The 16,584-nt window shown below is 39.4% G+C and carries 16 protein-coding genes; 15 read left to right on the top strand and 1 reads right to left on the bottom strand.

Going from position 1 to position 16,584, the window contains the following annotated elements; genetic code table 11:
• The 10 genes from NQ556_RS05960 to NQ556_RS06010 all read left to right on the top strand — a co-directional run bounded on the left by NQ556_RS05960 (position 1) and on the right by NQ556_RS06010 (position 11,434).
• The gene (locus NQ556_RS05960) at positions 1 to 834 is read left to right on the top strand and encodes a radical SAM protein (protein WP_044998588.1); all 834 of its coding nucleotides are present in this window, start codon (positions 1 to 3) and stop codon (positions 832 to 834) included.
• A complete protein-coding gene (locus tag NQ556_RS05965; RefSeq protein ID WP_173686253.1) occupies positions 831 to 2,450 on the top strand; it encodes an AAA family ATPase in 1,620 nt (539 codons plus the stop codon). The genes NQ556_RS05960 and NQ556_RS05965 overlap by 4 nt, the downstream gene beginning before the upstream one ends.
• Before the next feature lie 293 nt (positions 2,451 to 2,743).
• Positions 2,744 to 4,666 carry an ABC transporter substrate-binding protein gene (locus NQ556_RS05970; protein ID WP_147574909.1) on the top strand — a complete coding sequence of 641 codons (1,923 nt, stop codon included), beginning with the start codon at positions 2,744 to 2,746 and terminating at the stop codon, positions 4,664 to 4,666.
• 204 nt (positions 4,667 to 4,870) lie between these two features.
• Positions 4,871 to 5,851 carry an ABC transporter permease gene (locus NQ556_RS05975; RefSeq protein WP_008369366.1) on the top strand — a complete coding sequence of 327 codons (981 nt, stop codon included), beginning with the start codon at positions 4,871 to 4,873 and terminating at the stop codon, positions 5,849 to 5,851.
• Positions 5,852 to 5,862: 11 nt separating this feature from the next.
• Positions 5,863 to 7,620 (top strand): ABC transporter permease subunit, encoded by a 1,758-nt coding sequence (locus NQ556_RS05980; protein ID WP_008369364.1) that lies wholly within the window; start codon positions 5,863 to 5,865, stop codon positions 7,618 to 7,620.
• Between the two features lie 8 nt (positions 7,621 to 7,628).
• Positions 7,629 to 8,624, top strand: a complete 996-nt coding sequence (locus NQ556_RS05985) for an ABC transporter ATP-binding protein (RefSeq protein WP_008369363.1) — start codon at positions 7,629 to 7,631, stop codon at positions 8,622 to 8,624.
• Positions 8,614 to 10,086 carry an ABC transporter ATP-binding protein gene (locus NQ556_RS16510; protein WP_173699060.1) on the top strand — a complete coding sequence of 491 codons (1,473 nt, stop codon included), beginning with the start codon at positions 8,614 to 8,616 and terminating at the stop codon, positions 10,084 to 10,086. Before NQ556_RS05985 ends, NQ556_RS16510 begins: the two co-directional genes overlap by 11 nt.
• Positions 10,087 to 10,104: 18 nt before the next feature.
• Positions 10,105 to 10,317 carry a hypothetical protein gene (locus tag NQ556_RS06000; RefSeq protein WP_008369357.1) on the top strand — a complete coding sequence of 71 codons (213 nt, stop codon included), beginning with the start codon at positions 10,105 to 10,107 and terminating at the stop codon, positions 10,315 to 10,317.
• 30 nt (positions 10,318 to 10,347) lie between these two features.
• Positions 10,348 to 11,025, top strand: coding sequence for a GntR family transcriptional regulator (locus tag NQ556_RS06005; RefSeq protein WP_008369355.1), 678 nt, complete (start codon positions 10,348 to 10,350; stop codon positions 11,023 to 11,025).
• 166 nt (positions 11,026 to 11,191) lie between these two features.
• Positions 11,192 to 11,434 carry a hypothetical protein gene (locus tag NQ556_RS06010; RefSeq protein WP_008369354.1) on the top strand — a complete coding sequence of 81 codons (243 nt, stop codon included), beginning with the start codon at positions 11,192 to 11,194 and terminating at the stop codon, positions 11,432 to 11,434.
• Between the two features lie 194 nt (positions 11,435 to 11,628).
• Here the strand turns inward: NQ556_RS06010 and NQ556_RS06015 are convergent, their stop codons facing one another.
• Positions 11,629 to 12,252: an HAD family hydrolase gene (locus NQ556_RS06015; protein ID WP_055155823.1), complete on the bottom strand. Its 624-nt coding sequence runs from the start codon at positions 12,250 to 12,252 to the stop codon at positions 11,629 to 11,631.
• Between the two features lie 53 nt (positions 12,253 to 12,305).
• Here NQ556_RS06015 and NQ556_RS06020 point away from each other — a divergent pair, with 53 nt between their 5' ends.
• The 5 genes from NQ556_RS06020 to NQ556_RS06040 all read left to right on the top strand — a co-directional run bounded on the left by NQ556_RS06020 (position 12,306) and on the right by NQ556_RS06040 (position 16,580).
• A complete protein-coding gene (locus tag NQ556_RS06020; RefSeq protein ID WP_156333056.1) occupies positions 12,306 to 12,491 on the top strand; it encodes a hypothetical protein in 186 nt (61 codons plus the stop codon).
• On the top strand, positions 12,449 to 13,426 hold the full coding sequence (locus NQ556_RS06025; protein ID WP_055155824.1) for a LacI family DNA-binding transcriptional regulator: 978 nt from the start codon (positions 12,449 to 12,451) through the stop codon (positions 13,424 to 13,426). Before NQ556_RS06020 ends, NQ556_RS06025 begins: the two co-directional genes overlap by 43 nt.
• Positions 13,427 to 13,538: 112 nt before the next feature.
• Complete coding sequence (gene ilvN, locus NQ556_RS06030; RefSeq protein WP_008369341.1) at positions 13,539 to 14,039, top strand: acetolactate synthase small subunit; 501 nt, start codon at positions 13,539 to 13,541, stop codon at positions 14,037 to 14,039.
• Between the two features lie 137 nt (positions 14,040 to 14,176).
• Positions 14,177 to 15,196, top strand: a complete 1,020-nt coding sequence (gene ilvC / locus NQ556_RS06035; protein ID WP_008369340.1) for a ketol-acid reductoisomerase — start codon at positions 14,177 to 14,179, stop codon at positions 15,194 to 15,196.
• Between the two features lie 1,030 nt (positions 15,197 to 16,226).
• Positions 16,227 to 16,580, top strand: a complete 354-nt coding sequence (locus NQ556_RS06040) for a hypothetical protein (RefSeq protein WP_022220265.1) — start codon at positions 16,227 to 16,229, stop codon at positions 16,578 to 16,580.
• Positions 16,581 to 16,584: the final 4 nt, after the last annotated feature.

Consider the following 16,584-nt stretch of genomic DNA (forward strand, 5'->3'; position numbering starts at 1 on the left):
ATGGTAACACGAGCTTGTATATCGATAAATAATCGATGCAATCTCAATTGTACTTATTGCCATTTTCATGAGAAGAAGGATTACATTCAAGAGGACAATATGGATGTAATTACTATCCTTGATATTATTGCTTCACATATTGAAGACAACGATATTGATTTGTTTAAGTTAGGGTTCGTGGGTAATGGAGAACCAATGTTAGATTATGAGAAACTTAAGCAGTATATCGCTCATATTGGAGATTATTTGAAATCAGGAAGAATTGCTGCATACACCATTACAAACGGTCTTTTAGTTGATCGTGAGAAGTTAGAATTCTTCAAAGAATACAATGTAAATGTTGGCTTTTCAGTAGATGGAATCTCTGCTATTCACGACAAGTATAGATGTGGAACTCATGAGCGAGTGATGGCAAATATAGCTTTATACAAAGAAGTGAATGGAAAGTATCCTTCTATGAATTGTACTGTTGGAAAAGAGATAATTGATAATCCGGAAGCGACCATAGGGTTCTTTGAACAATTTGGTAATAGGATCACGTTTTCTAGGATGATTGGAAAACAGGGGATATCGTTACCTGATTTTAATGCGTTCTTGAATAAGGCGATGGAACGATTGAATGTTAGAACTGGTGGCTACGACTGTACCATGTATGGTGGTATGTGTGGTGCAGGAATGGATAATATTTTTTACGCAAATGGAAAGATATTCATATGTGGTAATTGTATCGATTTACCTTTTTCAATGCCTTACGACACACCTCTAAATGAGGTCAGTTTTGACGTTATCGATTTTGACAGAAGCTGTTGTTTCAAGGAGGTGTTTACTGGTTGAAGATAGCATTATATGGAATGCCTTGTGCAGGCAAAAGTACATTGATGGATAGAATCACTGATGCAAAGGTTATTAATGGCAGCCAGGAGTTGAGACGTATTTGCGGTGGTTCCTTTTTGGAACTATCAGAAGAAGAGAAACATCAAGTTAGAATTAAATACACAGAATATATTAATGGTTTGAATGATGAAGTAATTGTTTCAGATGGACACTATTCATTTATGGAAACTGTTGCATTTACTGAGGCTGACGGAGAGTTGTACGATATCTTTATTTATCTGTATTGTTCTCCGGAAAATCTTAAGGAAAGATATGCTTTGTCAGAGAAAAATGGTAAGTTTGCTGGCGAGTCCATTGAGTCGTTAAGACAATGGCAGGAATTTGAAATAAATAATCTTAGAGAGGAATGTCATAGGCGAAATAAGGACTTTTACGTTGTAAGTGATAATGAAGAAGAACAGAATAAGTTTTTTGATTTCTTATCTTTACTTCGAGAAGGTTTCAGCTCCTACGATTTAGCGACAGATATCTGTAATCAAATAATGGAGCAGTTCAACAAGCAGGATATCTTGTATATGGTTGACGGAGATAAAACCATTATTATTCAAGATTCATATAGGTTCTGTTGTAATGGCAAGACAAAGATCTTCGATGGAGATTTTTATACTGGCTATCAATCATTTCTTTTTGAAAAGGAATTACAAACCGCGTCTATTGACAAATCTAAAATTGCAGAGATAACAATTAATAATGAAGTGTATGACATAGTTGCATCGAATAATTATGTTGTACTTTCTTCTGGAATAAAAGATTTGTGGAGCGATATTGCTAATGCTAAGAATCTTGGAACTATATTTGCTAGTCCATACATAAGTGCAGATGTTAAGTATTATGTTGTAAAGCAATTGCGAGAACATGGATACACTATTTTTGCCTATGGAGATAGCAAGATTGATTTATATATGTTACGCGAGGCTGATAAAGGATTTCTGTATATTGGTAAGCGAATAAGCAGATCATTGAAGAATGAAAGCTTATCAGGCTTGGTGCCGATTTACGATCATTCTTTGGTGATATTGGCTGATGAGGACGAAGAAGTACAAGCTGATATTGCTATCTGCAAATCGAATTCAGGAATAAGTGGAAGTAGGCTGGCAGCAGCACATGTGCGTTTAGGAGAAAAAATAGGAAGGCACATTGCTGCCGTATTCCCAGAGAAAAATACATCAATCTTAGTTTTGGAACGAGGTGGCAGGTTTTTTGGTGACGGAGTATATATGGGAGCAGGCGGCATTTTTTATTCGATGAACCCGAAGCAAGATGATGCTCCTGTGATTAATACAGAGAGAGTAGTTATTGTTGATAGTGTGATTAATACTGGAAAATCAATAATGAGGATTATTGATGAGTTAAAGAATCATAATCCAGGCATTGACGTTATTATCGCTGCAAATGTTATTCAGAATGAAGCTGTCGAGTTGTTTAAGGATTATCTTGTGTTTGCAACAAGGCTTTCGAAGAATTCATTTGTAGGAGTTAATCAATCAAAGCAAACTGGCAAAACAGGACCGGATACTGCAGATAGACTTTTTAATTTAATAAAAAAACGATATTGAAATGATTTTGTTGCAACAAGATTTTTTTGTTTTTAGTCAAATGTCAACATTTAACAATTTGTTAAAAATGCACAAATTGTAGACTGTTAACAATCTGAATGTGTGTGAATGAAAAACAGATATCGTTCATATATGTAGTAAAATCCGTCCACGAAAGACTTGTTTTTTTGTATACAATAAAAATACGTCGTATTCCACAAAAATGCACAAAAACGAAAACGATAATAGATGTTTAATTGGTAAAATGTTATAATTGTCTTAACACAAAGTTTACATTTATGGAGGAATGCAAAATGAAAAAGAGAATGATAGCCCTCATGCTGGCTGGTATCATGGTACTCTCGGTCACAGCCTGTGGCGGTGGAGGAGCTTCCAGCAAGAACCAGAATAATCAGGATGATGGTGAAAGCAAACAGGTTGGAGTTGAGGTAACCGAGGACATGCAGAGTGCACCGCCGGAAGATGCACCTGTAGGAGGACAGGTTGTAGTTGCGATCTCACCAGGTACCTTATCACCGGATATGTACGGCGGATGGTCAAACAATGCAACAAACTCCGGATTCATTGGATTGATGAGTGGTTACGCCCTCGCTGATTACAATCGTGATTATGTTCTTGATTGGGACCCGGTTGTTGTTAAAGATCACGAAGTAATCGAAAACGATGACGGAAGCAAGACATACCGTTTTGAAATCAATGATAACCTGAAATGGAGTGACGGTTCTCCGATTACAGCAAAAGATTATGTATTCAGTCTTCTGCTTCATTCTTCTCCGGAATTTGCAGCCTGTGAAGGTGATGCAACATACGGATGGGCTTTAGTTGGATACAACGATCATGTACAGGGAACAACAAAAGAATTCGCAGGTGTTAACCTTCTTGGGGATTACGAATTTTCTATGACAATCAATGCAGATCAGCTTCCGAACTATTATGAGATGGCAAATGTTGCCTATGGACCGGAACCGCTTGCAGCAATCGCTCCTGGATGCGACGTGAAAGATGATGGAAACGGAGCATACCTTACAGACGGATTTACAGAAGATCTCATCAGAGAAACCTTGCTTGATCCGGATAAAGGATTCCGTTACAAAGCACCGGTTGTATGCGGACCTTACAAATTAAAGAGTGTTGACCTTACAACTGAAACTGTTGAACTTGAAATCAACGAAGAATACCTTGGAACATATGATGGAACAAAACCACATATCCAGACAATTATTTCCAAACCGGTTGCAGATGAAACAATCCGTGACGAATTTGAAAAAGGAACAATTGATTTCTACTCAGCAGGTACAGGAGAAAAGATCGAAGCTGCTTTAACAAAAGTAGAAGAAGGAAAATTAGATGCAAACTATGGTCTTGTACCGGGAACACGTATCAACGAGATGCGTTATATGTGTGACTTTGGACCGACACAGTTTGAAGAAGTAAGACGTGCAATCGCTTATATCGTAGACCGTGATGAAATCAACAAACAGTTAACAGGCGGATACGGTACAGTGGTAGACTGTTATGCAACAGATGCTACAACAGATTTTGCAGCAATCAAAGATGATATTGAATCTGAACTGATTCACTACTCATATGACCTTGATAAAGCAAAACAGGAACTCATCGATGGTGGTTGGACACTGAACGAAAAAGGTGAAGAGTACAAAGAAGGTACAGACAAATACCGTTATAAAGAAGTAGATGGTGAATTGATGAAATTAAAAGTTGAAGTAGCATGCTGTGAAGATGACTACTCAAAACTTTACAACACAGTAATCCCACCGGAAGCAGAAAAGATCGGTATGGAATACAAATACACATCTATGGACTTTGCACTTATGATCAACCATTTGAATCGCCAGGGTATCGATGAACCAGAATATAACATTTTCTACAGTAGTATCGGAATTCCGGAAATTCTCTTCTACTGGAACTGCTTCGATGACGATCCGAGTTTAATGGGAAGCTGGAATGTTAACTACATTTCCGATCCGGAATTAAAAGCAATCGGTAAAGAGATGCAGAAAGTTGATCCTGAAGACATTGACGGATTTAGAAAATTATATGGAGAATTCCAGCTGGCATACAACAAAAAACTTCCAAGTCTTCCAATGGGATCAGGAGTTTCTTATATGTTCTTCAATCCGAAGCTTAAGAATTTCGTTCCTAGAGCTCATGTGGGATGGGGAGCAATGGTATTAGATGCATACTTTGAAGAATAAGCATAAAGGATTCATCAGAATAGATCAATTCTATTAACTTTTGATATGCATGACAAAACAGGGAGGACAGAACAAAGGAAAATGTTCTGTCTTCCCGTATCTTTTCTTTATACGAAAACAAAATTATGGTAATGGTTCGGACAGAATCACATGTCATGAATAATTCAGGAATAACTATTTCATCCAGAAGGAGAAAACTACATTATGGCAAAATACATATTGAAAAGACTTGGTTATATTATTATAGTATTCTTCCTGCTTTCCATCTTACTGTTTGGTATTTTCAAAATGGTACCTGGTGACCCTGCCAGACTTATGGTCGAGGGACAAAAGCAGAGTGTTTCACCGGAACAGTATGAGATGCTTTATCAACAGGCAAGAGTACGTCTCGGACTTGATAAACCGATTCCGGTTCAGTATTTAAGCTGGATGGGAAATATCTTACAGGGAGATTTCGGTTACTCTACCGTATATCGTATTCCGGTTAAAGAACTGATCGGACCTCCGATGAAAAATACAATCGCCCTGAACGTTGTATATTATATTTTCCTTTTCGCAATCGGAATTCCGCTGGGAATCAAATGTGCGGTAAAAAAAGACACGGTGTTTGATACATCACTCCAGGTAGCAACTATGATCGGTATCAGTATTCCTTCATTTATTTCGGCGCTGATCTTTATCTACCTGTTTGCAATTAAAATTCCGATCTTTCCAATCAGTGGAATGGTCACAACGGGTGCAAATTTTACAGGCTTCCGTGCATTCTTAGATTATTTATATCATATGGCACTTCCTATTATTGTATGTCTGACAGGTATCGGTGGTCTGATCCGTTATGTCAGAGGAGCTCTTCTTGATGCATTATCTATGGATTATGTAAGAACAGCCCGTGCCAAAGGTCTGAAAGAAAAAACTGTTATTTACAAACATGCGTTCCGTAACGCGATGATCCCGATCACAGGCTGGATCGTAGGCTCTATCGTAGGTATCTTTGGTGGAGCGGTTATCATTGAGACTCTGTTCTCATGGAAAGGTGTCGGAAAACTTCTGATCGATTCCTTGAACCAGCATGACTATACAGTCGCACTGTCCATGCAGATGTTTTACATTTTGTTAGGACTTGCTGCAAACCTGATCACAGACTTATGTTACTGTATCGTTGATCCAAGAATTAAACTCGATTAGGAGGAAGACAAATGTTATTTGGAAAGAAGAAAGAAAAAGAGCAGCGTTCCGTTCTTGAAGAAGAACAGATGCAAAGTCCTTTTCGTACGATTATAAAAAATCTGCTGGAAAACAAACTGGCTATGGGAGGATTGATTGTATTTGTATCAATTTTTGCAATGTGCTTCATCCTTCCGATCTGGTTTCACCAGGATTTAAACTATCAGGATCCAACACAGAAAAATATCGCACCGGGATTTTCATTCCTTTCGGTTCCGTCAGATTTAAAAGACAATGCCGAAGTGATTGAATTTGGTCCGACATATGGTGTAGGAGTAGACAAAGACGGTTACGTTTATGAGTGGGGACAGTTAACGAAAAACCTGAAAAAAATTCCGGCTGATATGGGAAAAGTTGTTGATATCGCAGTTGGTCAGGACCACGTGCTGGCAATCAACGATAAAGGTACCTTATACACCTGGGGCTTCAACCGAATGGGTCTTAATGTGATTCCGCCGGAACTGAAAGGCAAAAAGATTGCTGACATTGAAGCAGGATATCAGGTATCCGTTGTTGTAACAGAAGACGGAAAAGTTGTTTCATGGGGAAATACAAGTGCAGTTGATATTTCTACAGCTAATGTAAAGGATGAAAAAGTCAAAGAAGTAAAAGCAAATATTCAGACAGCCATTGCCCTTACAAAGGATGGAAAAGTCATCTCGCTTGCAAAGAAAGAAACTGCTTTAGATAATGTACCGGAAGAGATTCAGGGAAAAGTAGAAAAAATCGCTTTAACAGATAAAGCAGCAGCAGCTGTATTAAAAGATGGTACTGTAAAAGTCTGGGGAAACAATCACAACCATATTTTCTCCGTACCGGAAGAAGTGCAGGGCAAAGCAGTGGATATTTCAGGTGGACGTAACCATCTTGTTGTTGTGACAGAAGATGGAAACGCAGTAGCCTGGGGCGGAAATGAAAATAATCAGGCAAAGGTTCCTGCTAAGGCAACCAATATTGCAAAATTAGCTTCCGGCTATTATCAGAACTGTATTATCAAAGAAGACGGCTCTGTTGTGACATGGGGACTGAAAGGTTACTTACTTGGAACAGATAATCTTGGAAGAAACGTATTCTACCGTATCTTAAAGGGTGGACAGATGACTATGACAGTCGGATTCATCGCTGTTATCATCCAGTTCGCGATCGGTATCTTAGTAGGGGGTATTTCCGGATACTACGGTGGAACTGTGGATATCCTTCTTATGCGTCTGGCAGAGGTTGTCGGATCCCTTCCGTTTATCCCGCTGGCACTGATCCTTTCTGCTTTGATCGGAAATAAAGTATCTGATGTCGGAAGAATCATCATGATCATGTTGATCCTCGGTTTCCTCGGATGGACCGGTATCGCAGGTCTTGTCCGTGCACAGGTGCTTGCAGAACGTAACAAAGAATTCGTTGTCGCTGCAAAAGCACTGGGTGTAAAAGAAAAGAATATTATTTTCCGTCATATCGTACCGAACGTAATGACGATCATTATCGTACAGGCAACAATCTCATTTGCAACCTGTATGCTGACAGAATCCGGATTATCATTCTTAGGATTCGGTGTTGCAGAGCCAATTCCTTCATGGGGAAATATGCTGAACAACTGTCGTTCTTCAGAAGTTATCTCACAGTACTGGTGGAGATGGGTATTCCCGTCAGTTGTATTAGGACTTTGTACTGTAAGTATCAACTTGTTTGGTGACGGACTTCGTAGAGCAGTTGACCCGAAAGCAAATGAAAGGTAGGAATAACGATGGCATATTTATTGGAAGTAGATGATCTACATACATTTTTTAAGACAAAAAAAGGAATTGTAAAAGCGGTCAACGGTGTTTCCTATCGAGTAGAGCCTGGGAAAACATTAGGTATCGTAGGAGAATCCGGAAGTGGAAAGAGTGTATCGGCAATGAGTATCTTAAAACTTTTGGATGGAAACGGATATATCGACAGCGGTACAATTACTTTCAAGGGAAGAAATCTTGCGGAGTGTACAATCAATGATATGTACCAGATTCGTGGAAATGAGATTTCCGTTATTTTCCAGGAACCGATGACAAGTTTGAACCCGGTATATACGATCGAAAAACAGTTAAATGAAGTTTATTTAACCCATCAGAAAATCACAAAAAAAGAAGCAAGTGAGAAATCACTTGAAATGTTAAAAGCTGTTAAGATCCCGAATCCGGAATCTGTTATGAAACAGTTCCCGCATCAGCTGTCAGGTGGAATGCGTCAGAGAGTTATGATCGCCATGGCTCTTGCCTGCGAACCAAGTCTTCTGATCGCTGACGAACCGACTACTGCTTTGGACGTTACCATTCAGGCACAGATCTTAAAGCTGATGAATGAACTGAAAAAGGAAAAAGGGACCTCTATTCTGTTCATTACACATGACCTTGGAGTTATCAACCAGATGGCAGATGAAGTGGCAGTTATGTATTGTGGTCAGGTTGTGGAAATGTGTAAAGCAAGAACTATCTTTGCAAAAGAGACAACCTGTTCACATCCATATACGGAAGGACTTATGACTTCAATTCCACGTCTGGATACACCGGTCGGAGCAAGACTTGAGGCAATTCCGGGAGCAGTACCTCATCCGCTCAATCTTCCGAAGGGATGTAAATTTGCTCCGCGTTGTAAATATGCAACAGAGAAATGTATGAATGAAGAACCAAAATTAGAGTTGGCAGAAGACAATCACTTGATTCGTTGTTTCTACCCGGATAAGGAGGCACGCCATGCCAAATAATGATGAAAAGAAAGTGCTTTTGAAGGTCACGGATCTGAAACAGTGGTTTCCACTTAAGAAAACAAAGTTATTCCAGAAAGAGCAGGAGTATGTAAGAGCCAATGACGGAATTACTTTGAATATTTACGAAGGAGAAACAGTTGGTCTTGTTGGAGAATCCGGATGTGGAAAATCAACATTTGGAAGAACTTTACTTCAGATCTACAAACAGACAGAAGGTAAGACAATGTATTACGGCAGAACTCTTACCGATATGGCACCGCTTTATGTAGACGAAACAATCAAAAATATTTCTTCTGGTAAAAAGAAAATTGCCGAATTAGAAGCGAAGGTAGAAGCATTAAAAGCGGAATATGAAAAAATGGAAGATTCTGCGGAAAAATTCCAGAAACAGGCCGAATGTGAAAATATCCAGAAGAAATGTAATATGGAATTCCTGAATCTTGTTCAGATCATTGGTGGATTCTATAGCTTAGATGACACAAAAGAAGCAGAACAGTTACTGCTTGAAAAATTCAAAGTTGCCAGAGTGATCAGCGGTTTAAATGAAGAAAACCAGATGGAAGGTGTCGATAAGACAAAAGAAATCGCAGAGAAGAAAGTGGAACTTGAAAAAGCGGAGAAGAAGTTAGAAGAACTCCGCAGCAAATATAAAAATGATGAAGCTTTTACAAAATACGAATCATACCGTGATAATGGAGTAGATCTTGCGAGACTGAAAACACAAGAAATGCGTTTCCTTCGTAAAGATATGCAGATGATCTTCCAGGATCCATACTCATCACTGAATCCACGTATGACAGTTGGACAGATCATCGGAGAAGGTCTTCTTGCACATGGCATTTTTAAGAAAAATGATGAAAAAATGCAGGCGTATGTTATGGAAGTCATGGAAAAATGTGGACTTGCACCATATATGATCCATCGTTATCCACATCAGTTCTCCGGTGGACAGAGACAGAGAATCGGTATTGCACGTGCACTTGCATTGAAACCAAGATTCGTAGTCTGCGATGAGGCGGTTTCCGCACTTGACGTTTCCATTCAGTCGCAGATCGTCAACCTTCTGAAAGATCTCGGAAGCGAAGACAATCTTGCATACTTATTTATTTCACATGGTTTGAGTGTTGTAAAATATATCAGTGACCGAATTGGTGTTATGTACCTTGGAAACATCGTAGAGCTTGCAGAGTCACAGGAAATGTTTGATCACCCTACACATCCATATACAGAAGCGCTGTTATCAGCAATTCCGACGACAGACGTAGATTCAAATAGAGAGATGATTCCACTTGAAGGAGATATCCCAAGTCCGGTTCATCCGCCGAAAGGATGTAAGTTCCATACAAGATGTAAATACTGTACAGAAATCTGTAAGCATATTACACCGGAACTTGTGGAAATGAGACCGGGACATTTTGTAGCCTGTCATAATCCACTCGGAGTAGAAAAGGATTCATAAAATCAGAAAGGAATTAGCATGAGCTTTTTTGGAGGATACAGCAAACGAGGAAGACAGTTGGAAGAACAGGATAAAAAGTTCCTGGAATTTAAAAAGCAGATGAGTGACCAGAACATTGTTTTTGAAAAGGGAGATTATCTGGCTATGGTTTTGGGGGCATTCTGGGCACTCTGGCCGGCTCTGGCCATTACACTGGCAGTAATTGTGGGGATCAGCCTGTTCTTTTTATAAAAAACTGCAAAAATCTGAAAGGAAGAATGAATGGATTATACCAGGAAGGCATCAATACAAAGAAAAACTCTTTGGCAGCAAATCGCTGATGTATTAAGAGAAGACATCATTCGGGGGAAGATCAAACCGGGGGAACGAATTGTAGAAGAAGATATTGCGGAGAAGTTTCATGTAAGCCGGGGACCGGTCAGAGAAGCCCTGCGTCATATTGGGGAGGAAGGATTTGTTGTTTATGAGTCTCATAAAGGCAGTACAGTAAAGACGATTTCCTATGAAGAAATGCAGGAAAAATATCTTGTCCGCTCTACCCTGGAAGTTCTGGCAATCAGGATCATTGCCGGAAAACTTCCGGAAGAAATCGAACGGGAAATGGATGAGTGTCTGGAGCAGATGGAAAAAGCTGCGAAAGAAAAAGATGTGTACCACATTATGTGTTATGATGAACAGTTTCATTCATGCATTGTTCGAGCAGCAAAGTGCGAAACCTTATATAAAATATGGGCAATGCTCCGGGAAAGCAATTTGTGCGGATATTATACAATGGGTGTTGAATCCATCATCCCCTTTGATGTACTTCGCTACAATCATGAGATCCTTTTAAAAGGAATAAAAGAATTGCCTGTTGAAAAGACAGCAAAATTGATTGAGGAGCATTATATGATCGTTCCGGAAGTTCTGCATGAAAAACAGTGTAAGAAATCCGAATAGAACGAAGGATAATGTGATTTCAGTTGTTTTAGATCAGGTGGCTAAAAAGACCACCTGACAGCGGCGTTCTACTTCAAAGCTTCGTCACAAAACAGACTGTGTAAATACTTGCAATTACAAGAAAAAACGAATACAATATAGAAAAAGAGGCAGGTATCAGGCGAAAATGAGACAGATGGAATTTAAAATGGAGCGTCCGGGACTGGTTGAACCCGGACAGATTGTTGATGTGACAGAGGGCGTTGTAGCTGCGTATTTTTATTATACGATTGAGCCGGCTGTGGCAATGAGCGCCAATTATCGTTCATGGCAGAGACTTAAGTCAGGACAGGGAAAGGTGATTGACGTAAAGCAGACACCGCAGGGGTATTATGTGGTGTGTGAATTTGATGAAGAGGATGTGGAATAAAGAGAAGGAAAAATCCACTGGAAAGAATTCAATATAAAAAGATCAGAGAATGATAAAAAATGTGATTATCAGACTCTGATCTTTTTATATTGTCATGTGTATGGAAGGAAACTACCGGTGGCAGACTCTGCTGATGCTGAATGATGGAAAAAACTGCTATATAATCCTGAACCAGGAACATAAACAGAGAAAATCTACAGTCCAAGAAGAGCAGGAAGTTCCCTGATTGCGCCAATCTGTCTTGGTGGATCCGGAATATCACCAAATCCATACGAAGCATAAATAAAAGGCACGTCTGCTTTCTGGCAGGCATCAAAATCACCTGAAGTATCTCCGACATAAACCACATCCTGCAGATGATTGCGCTCCATCAGAAGACGGATGGATTCATTTTTTGGAACCTGTGTCTGACCAAAGCATAAAAAATCTTTGATATATTTTTCGAGTCCCATCGTTTTTAGAAAAACTTCGATATATCCACACTGGCAGTTGCTGACGATATAAAGGTCGGTTTTCTGAGAAAGGTTTTCCAGTGTCTGCGCAACATCTGGGTAAAGAACACCGTGATCGGTTTCAAGCAGCCGATTTTCATAGTTAAAGCAAAGATAGCCGATTCGGTCACGTTCTTCTTTTGGGCAGGAAGGAAAGAGTGCAAGCGTGATCTCATCCATTGTTTTTCCAAAAAGTGACTTAAGCCAATCTGCTGTAAGTGAGAGGGAAAAATCTGTATTCTCCTCTATCGCCTGATTCCAGGATCTGGCAACTGCTTCGGTTGAGTCCCAGAGTGTGCCGTCTACGTCAAATATAATACCATCCATGATTCAATCTCCTGTATCTGAAAAAATATTTAACAGATTAAGGATAGCACAAGGTGGATATTCGGGCAATGATCTGTAAAATATTTTATCGAAAAGTTACAGGTGATGTCGAAAAAATGCGAATTAGTAAGAAAGAAGAAAAGAAGTGTAAGATAGTAGAAACAGAAAAAACAAAAGAAATAAATGGGGGAAAGAAATGGCTGAGGGGAAAATCAGGATCAAAGATATTGCAAAAATAGCCGGAGTGAGTGCAACAACTGTATCGAATGTGATCCATGGAAGAACGGAAAAAGTATCAAGAAAGACGAGAAAAAGGATAGAGGAGATCCTGGATGAACAGGAATATGCCCCAAGCATGGGAGCACGTATCCTTTCCGGAAAATCTTCCGGGATGATTGCTGTAGTTGTTGGAAAAAGGCAGGAATGGGAGCAGGAGAGTGAAAAATTAGAAGAAATACTGCGTGAGATCGAGAAGAGTCTGGATGAGAGGGAATACTATATGTTGCTGCATTTTGTAAAAACAGCAGAAGAATTTGTACGATATGCGGCGGTATGGAAACTGGATGGGGTTATCTGTATCTGGCTCAATGAAGAGGCGTGTACAAGAATCCGACAGATGTGTGCAGTTCCGGTGGCTGCGATATACAGAACAGACCGGATTTACGGAAAAGCCGGTGAGGAAGTCGCAAGGTTTCTGTTTAAAAGAGAGAAACAGAGAATCTGGTTTCTGGATGGAACGGAAGAGTACGGAAAAGTGGTATGGCAGGGAATGCAGAAAATATTTTCAAAAAAAGGCTGCTGTCTTGAAGAAGAACAATATCTGGAAATTCCAAAAGACAGGGATCTGCGGAGAATGTTCTATAAAATCCGGCTGGCAGGGCTTGCTTTATCCGCAGATATGCTCGTATTTGCATCTGCCGTACAGGGAGCAGAGGCTGTCGGTTATCTGCATGATCTGGAAATCAAGGTGCCGGAGGAAATTGAAGTGATGGCGGTCGGAAAAGAAGAAACAGCACTCATTTGCCGACCGCAGCTGACAACAGTCGAATTTGACAAAAAACGATTTGTCCGACAGGCAATTGAAGAATTATATGTCCAGATGATAAAAGGATATATTTTGACAAAATCCGGAAAAATCAGTGTGAAAACGATAATTAGAGGTTCCTGTAATTGATAAAATCGAATTAAAGTGATAAAATTTTAGAAAGCTACTTGACAAAGGTGGTGTCAATTGCTACAATAAAAAAACAGAACGCACTCTGTTTTGTAAAGTAAAGGAGTATGTTATGAGAAAACAAGCTTATTCAATTTTGGTTTATAACAATCCGGGACTATTAAGCCGTATGGCAGGATTGTTCAGCAGACGGGGGTACAATATTGAAAGTATTACCGCAGGTACAACTGCAGATCCGAGATTTACAAGGATCACGATCGTAGCAAGTGGAGATGAACAGATTCTTTCACAGATCGAGAAGCAGGTTCGCAAGATGGAAGATGTGATCGAGATTAAGCCGTTAAATGACAGCAATTCAGTATGCAGAGAACTGGTTATGATCAAGGTTCGTGCAAATGCATCTGAAAGAGCAGAACTTATTTCACTGGCAGATATTTTCCGTGCGAAGATCGTTGATGTTGAAAAAGACTGTCTGATGATTGAACTGACGGGAACCGAATCAAAGCTGAAAGCGTTTATGGAGCTTCTGGACGGATATGAGATCCTGGAGCTGGCAAGAACCGGTATTACCGGACTGAAGCGCGGAAGCGATGATGTGATCATGTTTGATTAAAGCAGAGAGACGTTTTGAAAAGAGCGACGAGCTCGAAAGCGGCACCTTCAGGGATGCAGCAGTAGTTACCTAAGAAAGCTAGGGGCATGGAGCCTTTAACTCTATAGAATTCAATAAGTCATAGGAGGAAATAAAAAATGGCAGCAAGAATTTTTTATCAGGAAGACTGTAATTTATCAGTATTAGAAGGACAGACAATCGCTATCATCGGATATGGTAGCCAGGGACATGCACATGCACTGAACCTGAAAGATTCAGGATGCAATGTCATTATCGGTCTCTACGAAGGAAGCAAATCATGGGCAAAAGCAGAAGCTCAGGGATTTGAAGTATATACAGCAGCAGAAGCTGCAAAGAAAGCTGATATCATCATGATCCTTATCAACGATGAACTTCAGGCTGATATGTATAAGAAAGACATCGAACCAAACCTTGAGGAAGGTAACATGCTGATGTTCGCACACGGATTCAACATCCACTTCGGATGCATCACACCTCCGGCATACGTAGATGTAACAATGATCGCTCCAAAAGCACCAGGACATACAGTAAGAAGCGAATATCAGGCAGGAAAAGGAACACCATGTCTGATCGCAGTAGAACAGGATTACACAGGAAAAGCCTGGGACAGAGCACTTGCTTACGGTCTTGCAATCGGTGGAGCAAGAGCAGGACTTCTTGAAACAACATACAGAGTAGAGACAGAAACAGACCTCTTCGGAGAACAGGCTGTACTTTGCGGTGGTGTATGTGCCCTTATGCAGACAGGTTTCGAAACACTTTGCGAAGCAGGATACGATCCAAGAAACGCATACTTCGAATGCATCCATGAAATGAAACTTATCGTAGACCTGATCTACCAGAGCGGATTCGCCGGAATGAGATACTCAATCTCCAACACAGCAGAATACGGTGATTACATCACAGGACCAAAGATCATCACAGAAGATACAAAGAAAGCAATGAAGAAGATCCTCTCAGACATCCAGGACGGAACATTCGCAAAAGAATTCCTTCTCGACATGTCACCGGCAGGACGTCAGGTACACTTCAAAGCAATGAGAAAGAAAGCCGCAGAACATCCATCAGAAGTAGTAGGAGAAGAAATCAGAAAACTCTACAGCTGGAATGGTGAAGATAAACTGATCAATAACTAAGCGATAGGCAACAAGCCGGTCAGCTAAGCGGAAATAGAAGGAGTCCCGGAAAAACATGCTCGCATGCTTTTCCGGGACTCCTTCTATTTCTGATTAGTTAGTTGGCGCCGCCAACGGTCGAACAAGCTTTGCTTGTGAGACTCTGACCGGCTTGTATGTAAATCATTCGACCCACAAACTCACAAACACATCCAGCGGAATCGCGCCCCGCGCCAATTCCGCGTCCCCCAAAAACAGAAGTCCCGTCAAACCACCCATCCAGCCAAACCGCGCTCCCGCGCCAGTTTGGCGTCCCCTCTAAACAAAAGTCCCGTCAAACCAATAATTTTCATCTCCAGCATCTCACTTACCTAAGTCGAAAAAAATAAGATTATATTACTGTGAGCAGAGTGGATGAAGAATGGACAAAAGAAATTGTATGATATTATAAAAGACAGTTGTAAAACAGATTTTTCTGTCATTTTTTAGTGATATTATATAAATGAGGCGTAAAACTATAATAAAGTTGCTTGAATTACTGTTTTTAACATTTTTTGCATAAAACTACAATATTGCTCTTTACAAAACGATACGCTTACATTATATAAAATAAAAACCGTTTTCTATCACAAATGTTCAATGATATATTTTAAATTGATTTGTCAAAAAAATAATAAAACAACAAAAAAGACTGAATATTATTCCTTGTATCGAGTAATATATTGATAATTATCCCATCTGTGATATATTAAAGATAATAGGTGTCTTTATTGGAGAGGTGAATGAAATGAAAAATGATAAAAAAATGATATTTTTGAAGTTATTAAAGATGCACGAACGAACCCGATTCAACAAATAGAAACTATGGCCAGTGAACTGCATAAAACAGAACATATTTCTCCACTAGATGCTTGCAAATGCACTGGAAATTGTGGTGCTATGTAAATTATGCAAATATAAAGCGTATTAAAATGTAGATATTTAGTGCAAGTAAAGACACCTATCTTGTAAATTACGAATTTCAGTAAAGATATAATGAGAGGGATTAATTATGAGATTTAGTAGTTATAATATGGAAGGGAGAATTAAAAGTAAAACAAAATTTATAAATGAAGGAGTTGCTGAATGTTTTAATAGTGTAAAATATAATAATCATTATATGTTAAATAAGCATGACATAGATATTTTTGAAATATGGAATAATTATGATAGTTATGATAGAAATTATTCTAATTTTATTGCTTGCAAATTTTGCACTAAGTTGTTGGAACAAGGTGGAAAAGATAATTTCTTAAAACTTATTTATGAACAAACTATTTCGAAAGCTGAAGAAATTTATGGAAGTCTCTTATATGATATAAAAAATGAGGTGGAAAGGGAAATCTTATTAGGAATTGATTGTTAGGACG

The organism is Coprococcus comes ATCC 27758 (assembly GCF_025149785.1).
GTDB lineage: Bacteria > Bacillota > Clostridia > Lachnospirales > Lachnospiraceae > Allocoprococcus > Allocoprococcus comes.

Excerpts from the sequence above, each read along its gene's own strand:
- ilvC (WP_008369340.1), top strand. The coding sequence starts at position 14,177 with ATGGCAGCAAGAATTTTTTATCAGGAAGACTGTAATTTATCAGTATTA.
- NQ556_RS05970 (WP_147574909.1), top strand. The coding sequence starts at position 2,744 with ATGAAAAAGAGAATGATAGCCCTCATGCTGGCTGGTATCATGGTACTC.
- NQ556_RS06015 (WP_055155823.1), bottom strand. The coding sequence starts at position 12,252 with ATGGATGGTATTATATTTGACGTAGACGGCACACTCTGGGACTCAACC.
- NQ556_RS05975 (WP_008369366.1), top strand. The coding sequence starts at position 4,871 with ATGGCAAAATACATATTGAAAAGACTTGGTTATATTATTATAGTATTC.
- NQ556_RS06005 (WP_008369355.1), top strand. The coding sequence starts at position 10,348 with ATGGATTATACCAGGAAGGCATCAATACAAAGAAAAACTCTTTGGCAG.
- NQ556_RS06040 (WP_022220265.1), top strand. The coding sequence starts at position 16,227 with ATGAGATTTAGTAGTTATAATATGGAAGGGAGAATTAAAAGTAAAACA.
- NQ556_RS05985 (WP_008369363.1), top strand. The coding sequence starts at position 7,629 with ATGGCATATTTATTGGAAGTAGATGATCTACATACATTTTTTAAGACA.
- NQ556_RS06000 (WP_008369357.1), top strand. The coding sequence starts at position 10,105 with ATGAGCTTTTTTGGAGGATACAGCAAACGAGGAAGACAGTTGGAAGAA.
- NQ556_RS05960 (WP_044998588.1), top strand. The coding sequence starts at position 1 with ATGGTAACACGAGCTTGTATATCGATAAATAATCGATGCAATCTCAAT.
- NQ556_RS05980 (WP_008369364.1), top strand. The coding sequence starts at position 5,863 with ATGTTATTTGGAAAGAAGAAAGAAAAAGAGCAGCGTTCCGTTCTTGAA.
- NQ556_RS06010 (WP_008369354.1), top strand. The coding sequence starts at position 11,192 with ATGAGACAGATGGAATTTAAAATGGAGCGTCCGGGACTGGTTGAACCC.
- ilvN (WP_008369341.1), top strand. The coding sequence starts at position 13,539 with ATGAGAAAACAAGCTTATTCAATTTTGGTTTATAACAATCCGGGACTA.
- NQ556_RS16510 (WP_173699060.1), top strand. The coding sequence starts at position 8,614 with ATGCCAAATAATGATGAAAAGAAAGTGCTTTTGAAGGTCACGGATCTG.
- NQ556_RS06025 (WP_055155824.1), top strand. The coding sequence starts at position 12,449 with ATGGCTGAGGGGAAAATCAGGATCAAAGATATTGCAAAAATAGCCGGA.